Genomic DNA, 8053 nt, shown 5'->3' with positions numbered 1-8053 from the left:
GCTGAATTTTTCGCCGTGGCGTTACGCCCGCGGCGCGATTCCCGCGATTCCCCAGCGGAGGCGGTCCGCGCTATAGCCCCTTGGGCGCATCGCGAACTGCCTGCACCGCCGCGGCGTCGCCGTCGAACTCGACCTGCGCCGCGCGCCCGACGGAGAACAGCAACAGCTCCGCGGGCGCGCCGGTCACCGTGACCGCCGGACCCTGGCCGGCGGTGAGCAGCGTCTTGCCCTCCGGGGTGCGCAACGCCACCCGGGCGGGCACCTTGGCGAGGGTCAGCCGGGCCATCAGCGGCAAAGTGCGGCGCAGCATCTTGGCCAGCGCGGGCTCCAGCGCGCGCGGCTGCCAGCCCGGCTGCGCGCGGCGCACGTCCTCGTGATGAATGAACATCTCGGCGACGTTGGCCACCGGGTCGAGCAGCTTGAGCGGTGAGTAGACCGGCGGGCCTGCGGCGACCTTGTCGACCAGCGCGTCCCACTCGTTTCGCTCGCTCACCTGGGTTTGCACCTTGGCGGTGTGGGAGGCGAAGAACGGGATCAGGATGCCCGGGGCGGCGTCGGGGCGATACTCCCGGATCACCAGGTGGGCGGCAAGGTCCCGCGTCGTCCAGCCCTCGCAAAGGGTGGGCGCGTCCGGACCGACGCCGCGCATGGTGTCCACGAGGGCGGCGCGTTCGCGTTGAGCAACAGACATGGGTTCAGCGTAGAGCGCTCACCCCCGAGCAGGACGGGTCCACCGAACACCGACGGCCGGCGGCTCGGTAAATTTGAGACCGTCCGGCCCTGGAAAGGAGATGTAGGAGAAGCCATGAACGCGCGCGTCGAGCAGTTGGAGTTTCAGGCAGAGGCTCGCCAACTGCTGGATCTGATGGTCCATTCCGTCTACTCCAACAAGGACTCGTTCCTGCGGGAGCTGATCTCCAACGCGTCCGACGCGTTGGACAAGCTGCGGCTCGAGGCGTTCCGCAACAAGGACCTCGACGTCGACACGTCAGACCTGCACATCGAGATCGACGTCGACCACCAGGCGCGCACCCTGACCATCCGCGACAACGGCATCGGCATGACCCGCGACGAAGTGGTCGACCTGATCGGCACGCTGGCCAAGTCGGGCACCGCCGAGCTGCGCCAGCAACTCCGCGAGGCCAAGAACGCCAAGAACGAGGCCGCCTCCGAGGAACTCATCGGCCAGTTCGGCATCGGCTTCTATTCGAGCTTCATGGTGGCCGACAAGGTCGAACTGCTGACCCGCAAGGCCGGCGAAAGCGACGCCACCAAATGGGAATCCAGCGGCGAGGGCACGTACACGATCGAATCGATCGACGATGCGCCGCAGGGGACGTCGGTCACCCTGCACCTCAAGCCCGAAGACGCCGAGGATGAGCTGCACGACTACACCTCGGAGTTCAAGCTCCGCGGCCTGGTCAAGAAGTACTCCGACTTCATCGCCTGGCCCATTCGCATGCAGGTCGAGCGCCGAGAACCGGCCAGCGAGGAGGGTGGCGAGGAGACCGTCACCATCGAGACCGAGACCCTCAACTCGATGAAGGCGCTGTGGGCCAGGCCCAAAGACGAGGTCTCCGAGGAGGAGTACAAGGAGTTCTACAAGCACATCGCGCACGCCTGGGACGACCCGCTCGAGGTCATCGCGATGAAGGCCGAGGGCACCTTCGAATACCAGGCGCTGCTGTTCATTCCGTCGCACGCGCCGTTCGATCTGTTCAACCGCGACGCCCAGACCGGCATCCAGCTGTACGTCAAGCGCGTGTTCATCATGGGCGACTGCGACCAACTCATGCCCGAATACCTGCGCTTCGTCAAGGGTGTGGTTGACGCACAAGACATGTCGCTCAACGTCTCGCGTGAGATCCTGCAACAGGACCGGCAGATCAAGGCCATCCGGCGCCGGTTGACCAAGAAGGTCCTGTCCACCATCAAGGATCTGCAGTCCGAGCGCCCCGACGACTATCGGACGTTCTGGACCCAATTCGGCAGGGTCGTCAAGGAAGGTCTGCTGTCGGACTTCGACAACCAGGAGACGCTGCTGCAGATCTCGTCGTTCGCCTCGACACACAGCGAGGAGGAGGCGACCACGCTCGCGCAGTACGTCGAGCGCATGAAGGACGGTCAGACGCAGATCTTCTACGCCACGGGGGAGACGCGACAGCAGATCCTCAAGTCGCCGCACCTCGAGGCGTTCAAAGCCAAGGGCTACGAGGTGCTGCTGCTCACCGACCCGGTCGACGAGGTGTGGGTGGGAACGGTGACCGAATTCGACGGCAAGCCGCTGCAGTCGATCGCCAAGGGCGAGGTGGACCTGGGCGCCGAGGGCGAGGAGAGCGAGGCCGAGCGCGAAGAGCAGCAGAAGGAATTCGCCGACCTGCTCACCTGGATGAAGGACACCCTGGCCGACCACGTCAAGGAGGTTCGGCTCTCCACCCGGCTGACCGACTCGCCCGCCTGCCTGATCACCGACGCCTTCGGGATCACACCGGCGCTCGCGCGCCTCTACCGCGCCTCGGGGCAGGACATCCCGGTGGGGAAGCGGATCCTCGAACTCAATCCGAACCACCCGCTCGTCACGGGCCTGCGCCAGGCGCACCAGGACCGCAGTGACGACCCCTCGATCGCCGAGACCGCCGAATTGCTGTACGGCACAGCGCTTCTCGCCGAGGGCGGCGCGCTCGACGATCCCGCACGGTTTGCCGAGATGCTGGCCGATCGGTTGGCCCGCACGGTGTAGACCGGGCCTTCGCCGCCAGATGGCGAAGTTTTGCGGATTGAAACGCCGCGGGCGGGGATAATTAGGTCCCATGGCTGAGTTTCGCGTCATCGACCCGCACGGGCGGGTGGTCGCGACGAAGAATTTCGCCAACGCGGAGGCCGCCCACGCCTGGTTCGTCCACTCGGTCGGCGGCAACACCGAGCTGGGCTGGCGCATGGAGGTCAACGACGACGGGCAGTGGGCCTTCTTCGATGACACCGAAGGCTTTACCGCACCGGTGAGCCGCCGGCCGATGAAGCGCTGAATCGACGATCGACGCGCGCGGTCGACCACGTAGGCTCCCCCCATGCATGTCGACGCGATGACGACGCCCCAGCCGCTCGGTCAGATCGGCGAGCTTGCCCGCCGGACCCAATCCGCCGGCTTCTCCGGTCTGTTGTTCACCGAGACGGGTCGCACCGCCTATCTGAACGCCGCCGTCGCGTCGCAGGCCGCGCCCGATCTCGAACTTTCCACGGGTGTCGCGGTGGCCTTCCCGCGCAGCCCGTTCGTCACCGCCGCCGCGGCATGGGAATTGCAGGAAGCGACCAAGGGAAAGTTCCGGCTGGGTTTGGGAACTCAGGTGCGCACCCACGTCGTGCGGCGCTACGGCACGGCATTCGAGCGGCCCGGGCCCCGGCTGCGCGACTACCTGCTCGCCGTGAAGGCGTGTTTCGCGGCGTTTCGCTCGGGGACGCTCGACCACCACGGCGACTTCTACGATCTCGACTTCATCACCCCGCAGTGGAGCCCGGGCCCCATCGGCGCTCCCGACCCGAAAGTCGATATCGCGGCGGTGAATCCGTGGATGCTGCGGATGGCCGGCGAGGTCGCCGACGGGGTGCACGTCCACCCGATCGGTGAGCCGGGATACCTGGCCCGTCACGTGCTGCCGACGGTCGCCGAGGGGGCGGCGAAGGCCGGGCGCTCGGTGTCGGACCTCGCGATCATCGTGCCCGTCATGACGATCGTCGGTGACAGCGACGAAGAGCGCGACAAGCAGCGCGAAGTCGTGCGCGCCAGCATGGCGTTCTACGGCAGCACGCCCAACTACGCGTTCATTTGGGACGAGGCCGGTTTCGAGGGGACGACCGCCCGGATCCGCGAGAAGCAGAAGGCTGGAGACTTCGCCAGCATGGCGGCGCAGGTCAGCGACGACCACATCGCCGTCTTCGCCACCGAGTCAAGCTGGGACGGGCTGGCCGACGCGTTGACCGACAAATACGCCGGCATGGCCACGCGTTTGGTGATGTACAACTCCGTGGCCGATCAGGATCGCTTCGAGCGCTACGGCGAGGTGGCCCGCCGCATCCGGCGCCGCCAACAGGCTTAGGGCAGAAGGCGTTTGGGGTCGGCGTGCCCGGGCCGCTACTGCTTGTCGACCTTGGCGGCGATCTGATTGGCGATGGTGACGCCGAGGTCCCCGACGTCCTTGCGGCACGCGTCGACGTCGACGACCACGTTTCGGCGGGCGGTCAGGGCCCGCTGACAGGGCATCGTGACGTTCGTGCCGTCCCCGTTGACGGTCACGGTCACCGGAGCGCTCAGCACCCCATTGGCGTTGGACACCGACCCCACCTTCCACTGGAGTTCGGGGTGGGTGCCGTCGGCGGGGACGGTGTCCTGGCGGTTGGCGCAGGCGGGCCAGCGCTGGGACGACGTGGTGAAGAAGGCGTTCGCCTGTTCGGGGGAGGGAAACAACACCACAAACTGGTAGACGTCAGGGCTTTCCAGTTGGCTGGCGCCGGTGGGAGTCGGCGCGAGGTCGTGGTAGCCGTACACGGCGGTGCTTCCGCTGTCGGCGTATTCGGAGGCCAACCCGGCATGGATCGTGTACTTGCATTCGGGCGGGAATGTGTAGTCGGTGCGGTGCACCGGGTCTTCGCCGAGGTTGGTGAACGGCGGATCGCTCGTCGTTCCCCTGGTGCCCAGCGCGCTGTCGATGTCGTCGGGCGTGAGCATCACATCGGGCAGCGCACCCTTCGCGAGGGGAGTCTTCGGCGACGCGGTGGTGCCGCTCGACGACGCGGCGGTGTCGCCCGCGCTGCTGCCACCGCACCCGGCGACGAGGATCCCGGCAGCAGCGACGGCGACGGCGGCAGTTAGCTGGCGCATGGTGGGTGCCCTTCCTGCTTGAGCCGACTCCTCAGGGGTCGTTTGCGGGGAGCATACGACAGCACCGGGCGTGGCGTGCCGGTTCGCAGCGAAGCGCTATCTTCGCGGGGTGTCCGCAGTGAACTTCGCTTCCGTCGCGCCGATCGTCCCCGTTCGAAATCTCGATGTCGCCCTGGACCGCTACCGGCGACTCGGGTTCGACGCCCGCGCATACGACGGCCCGGACCGCTACGGCTTCGTCGACCGCGGGTCGGTGTCGCTGCACCTCAGCGAATGGGACGAACACGACCCGTTGCGCACCGCCGCGAGCGTGTACTTCTACGTCAGCGACGCCGACGCCCTCCACGCCGAGTGGTCCGCGCTGGAGAACCTCGAGGGCCGCTTGGTCGCGCCGCAGGACACGCCCTACGGCTTGCGGGAATTCGCCTATGTCGATCCCGACGGCACCGCGCACCGGGTCGGCTCGCCCCTGGCCTGATCAGGCCGTTTCCCTTGAGAGACTGGGGTTTTCGTCACCCGACGGGGCGGAAGTGGCCTGGCTGTGGGCCAGCGCCACCGTCGCCGCCGCCATCACGGCGATCGAAATGCCCAAGGCCACCAGGCCGGCGCCGTCGGTGTGCAGCGTCTCGCCCAATACGGTGACGCCGAGCATCGATCCCACGACGGGCTCGGCGACGGTCACCGCCGGAAGCGACGCGGTGAGTGGGCCGGCCCGAAACGCCGATTGCTCCCAGGCGGTCGCCGCGATCGCCAGTGCGATCCACACGTACATCTCGGGCGTCCGCACCAACGCCGGGACGCCGCGGTCGAGCTGGTCGACCACGCCCTTGGTCACGACCGAAAACAGTCCCCACAGCGAACCGGACATCAGGCCCAGCAACAACGCGGCGACCGAACCGGGGAACATGCGCGCGCCGATCACACACAGGATCAGTGCCGGGCCCATGACCAGCGCCACGATGGTCCAGGTCTGCACCGACCCGCGCGGGGTCCCCGCCTGAGGGTCACCGACCGTCACGATCACCGCGACCGCGGCCACCAGCAACGCGGCCCAAATCCCTTGCCGGCGCGTGACTCTGCGGTGGTTCGCCCTCGCGCTGATGACCAACGCGAACAGCAGCGACGTCACCAACAGCGCCTGCACGAGCACCACCGAGCCCACGCCCAGCGCCGCGGCCTGGAACCCGAAGCCGGCGGCGGCCACCAGGCTGCCCGCCCACCATCGGCGATCGCGCAGCAGCCGGCGAAACAGCGCGACGGTGCCCACCGGTTGGTCGGTGACCTGCTGAGCGGATCGCTGCTGGGCGACGTCTCCGATGCCCACCATCAAGGCGGCCGCAATCGCGAGCGCCGCGGCAATGGCTGTCTTGTCCACTGGTCCTTCCCTCGACGATCAACCGCTTGCGCCGCAACGGCTTTGCGGTAGCGACGTCACGGCGCCCCGGTCACAGGGGCAACGTGCGCCTCCCCGGCGGGCCGACGCGCCCGGTGTGACCTCCGTGGTCATGGGGGCGGGTGATGCCGCGACGCGCGCGTCAGCTGTCGCGCCGGATCTTGAGCGCGGTGGTGATCATGGGAATCTGCAGCGGCAGCCGCGCCAGGGCGACGATCCGCATCGCCCACGGCTTGTTCCACCACAACCGGACCATGTTGACGTTGCCCGGGAAGACCCCGACGAACAGGGCCACGGCGGCCAGCGCGGCGGTTCGCCGGGTGCGTCGCGGCACCAGCAGCGCCCCGATCGCCAGCTCCGCCACTCCGGATCCGTAGGTGTAGAGCCGCGGGCTGCCGGGCAGTTCGACGGGGATGATCGAGTCGAACGGTTTGGGCGCCACGAAGTGCAGGGTGCCGATGCCGAGCAGCATCGCCGCCACACGGTAGGCGAGTTGCTGGGTGGCGTCACCGCCAGCGAGGGGTTTGGTTGTCATGAAGACATTGTGCCCATTGCGTCCACTGCTTACGCCCGGTCGGCGTCGGTGAAGCGGATGATGCCGCGGACATTGCGCCCCTCGAGCATGTCGCGGTAGCCGTCGTTGATCTCCTCGAGGCTGTATTCGCGCGTGACCATGTCATCGAGGTTGAGCTGACCCAACTTGTACAGCTCCAGGATGGCCGGAATGTCGTGCTGCGGGTTGCCGCCGCCGAACAGGCTGCCCTGCAAGCTTTTCTGCAGCAGTGTCAGCCCCGCCAGGTTGAGGGTGGTGTCGGTGGCCATCACGTTGCCCATGGCCGTCAGCACGCACGTGCCGCCCTTGGCCGTCAGACCCATCCACGCCTCGACGTCGCGGCCGTCGCAATGACCCACCGTGACAATCACTTTGGGGCACATCACCCCCCACGTCGTCTCGGCGATCGCTGCGGCGGCGGTGGCGACGTCCGCGAACGCTTCGGTCGCACCGAACTTCAACGCCTGCTGGCGCTTCCATTCGAACGCATCGACCGCGAAGATGCGGCGGGCCCCGGCGATGCGGGCGCCCTGTATCGCGGCGATACCGACGCCGCCGGCGCCGACGACCGCGACGTCCTCTCCGGGCCCGACCGCCGCGCTGCGCACCGCCGAGCCATAGCCGGTGGTCACCCCGCAGCCCACCAGGCAGGCCACGTCGAACGGGATCGCGGGGTCGACCTTGACCACCGAGGTGTGGTGCACCACCACGTAGGGCGCGAACGTGCCCAGCAGCGACATCGGCACGACATCGCGCCCCTTGGCCGTCACCCGGAAGGACCCGTCGCAGACCGACGCCCCCGACAGCAGCCCCATTCCCAAGTCGCACAGGTTGCGCAATCCGACCTGGCACGGCGTGCACTTGCCGCAGGACGGGATGAACGACATGACCACGTGGTCGCCGACGGCCAGGTGCTCGACGCCGTCGCCGACCTCGGTGATGATGCCGGCGCCCTCGTGCCCGCCGAGCACCGGGAAGCTCGGGATGGGGAAGTCACCGGTCAGCAAGTGATGGTCGGAGTGGCACAAACCGGCCGTCTCCAACTGGACCGTCACCTCGCCGCGGCGGGGATCGCCGATCTCGATCTCGTCGATCACCCACGGTTCGTTGAGGTCCCAGACCAAGGCGCCTTTGGTTTTCAACGGGGAGGCCTCCTGGAAACGTGTACTAACCGCTTAATTGTTAGCGCGGTCACAGACCGGCCCCCACCGAACTTAGACCAATACTATTG

The 8053-nt window shown here is 67.6% G+C and carries 9 protein-coding genes; 4 read left to right on the top strand and 5 right to left on the bottom strand.

Annotated features, from left to right (window positions below):
* Positions 1–70 precede the first annotated feature (70 nt).
* Positions 71–691 carry a TIGR03085 family metal-binding protein gene (locus JF781_RS21920; RefSeq protein WP_225329504.1) on the bottom strand — a complete coding sequence of 207 codons (621 nt, stop codon included), beginning with the start codon at positions 689–691 and terminating at the stop codon, positions 71–73.
* A gap of 114 nt (positions 692–805) precedes the next feature.
* Between JF781_RS21920 and htpG the strand changes: the two genes are divergently transcribed.
* The 3 genes from htpG (at position 806) to JF781_RS21905 (ending at position 4094) form a co-directional block, all read left to right on the top strand.
* A complete protein-coding gene (gene htpG / locus JF781_RS21915) occupies positions 806–2740 on the top strand; it encodes a molecular chaperone HtpG (protein ID WP_225329505.1) in 1935 nt (644 codons plus the stop codon).
* A 70-nt stretch (positions 2741–2810) separates the two neighbouring features.
* Positions 2811–3026: a hypothetical protein gene (locus JF781_RS21910; RefSeq protein ID WP_225329506.1), complete on the top strand. Its 216-nt coding sequence runs from the start codon at positions 2811–2813 to the stop codon at positions 3024–3026.
* A 42-nt stretch (positions 3027–3068) separates the two neighbouring features.
* The gene (locus JF781_RS21905; RefSeq protein WP_225329507.1) at positions 3069–4094 is read left to right on the top strand and encodes a TIGR03617 family F420-dependent LLM class oxidoreductase; all 1026 of its coding nucleotides are present in this window, start codon (positions 3069–3071) and stop codon (positions 4092–4094) included.
* 35 nt (positions 4095–4129) lie between these two features.
* On the opposite strand, the gene JF781_RS21900 is transcribed toward JF781_RS21905, so the two are convergent.
* Positions 4130–4876, bottom strand: a complete 747-nt coding sequence (locus JF781_RS21900) for a sensor domain-containing protein (RefSeq protein ID WP_225329508.1) — start codon at positions 4874–4876, stop codon at positions 4130–4132.
* A 118-nt stretch (positions 4877–4994) separates the two neighbouring features.
* On the opposite strand from JF781_RS21900, the gene JF781_RS21895 reads away from it, so the two are divergent.
* Positions 4995–5354, top strand: a complete 360-nt coding sequence (locus JF781_RS21895; protein ID WP_225329549.1) for a VOC family protein — start codon at positions 4995–4997, stop codon at positions 5352–5354.
* On the opposite strand, the gene JF781_RS21890 is transcribed toward JF781_RS21895, so the two are convergent.
* The 3 genes from JF781_RS21890 to JF781_RS21880 form a co-directional block, all read right to left on the bottom strand.
* Positions 5355–6251: a DMT family transporter gene (locus JF781_RS21890; protein ID WP_225329509.1), complete on the bottom strand. Its 897-nt coding sequence runs from the start codon at positions 6249–6251 to the stop codon at positions 5355–5357.
* 160 nt (positions 6252–6411) lie between these two features.
* On the bottom strand, positions 6412–6804 hold the full coding sequence (locus tag JF781_RS21885) for a hypothetical protein (protein WP_225329510.1): 393 nt from the start codon (positions 6802–6804) through the stop codon (positions 6412–6414).
* 29 nt (positions 6805–6833) lie between these two features.
* Positions 6834–7964, bottom strand: a complete 1131-nt coding sequence (locus tag JF781_RS21880; RefSeq protein WP_225329511.1) for an NDMA-dependent alcohol dehydrogenase — start codon at positions 7962–7964, stop codon at positions 6834–6836.
* Positions 7965–8053 lie beyond the last annotated feature (89 nt).

Source organism: Mycobacterium sp. WUMAC-067, from assembly GCF_020217485.1.
Classification (GTDB): Bacteria; Actinomycetota; Actinomycetes; order Mycobacteriales; family Mycobacteriaceae; genus Mycobacterium.
Note: the sequence above shows the minus strand (reverse complement) of the source record. Positions and strands in the feature narration are given on the sequence as shown.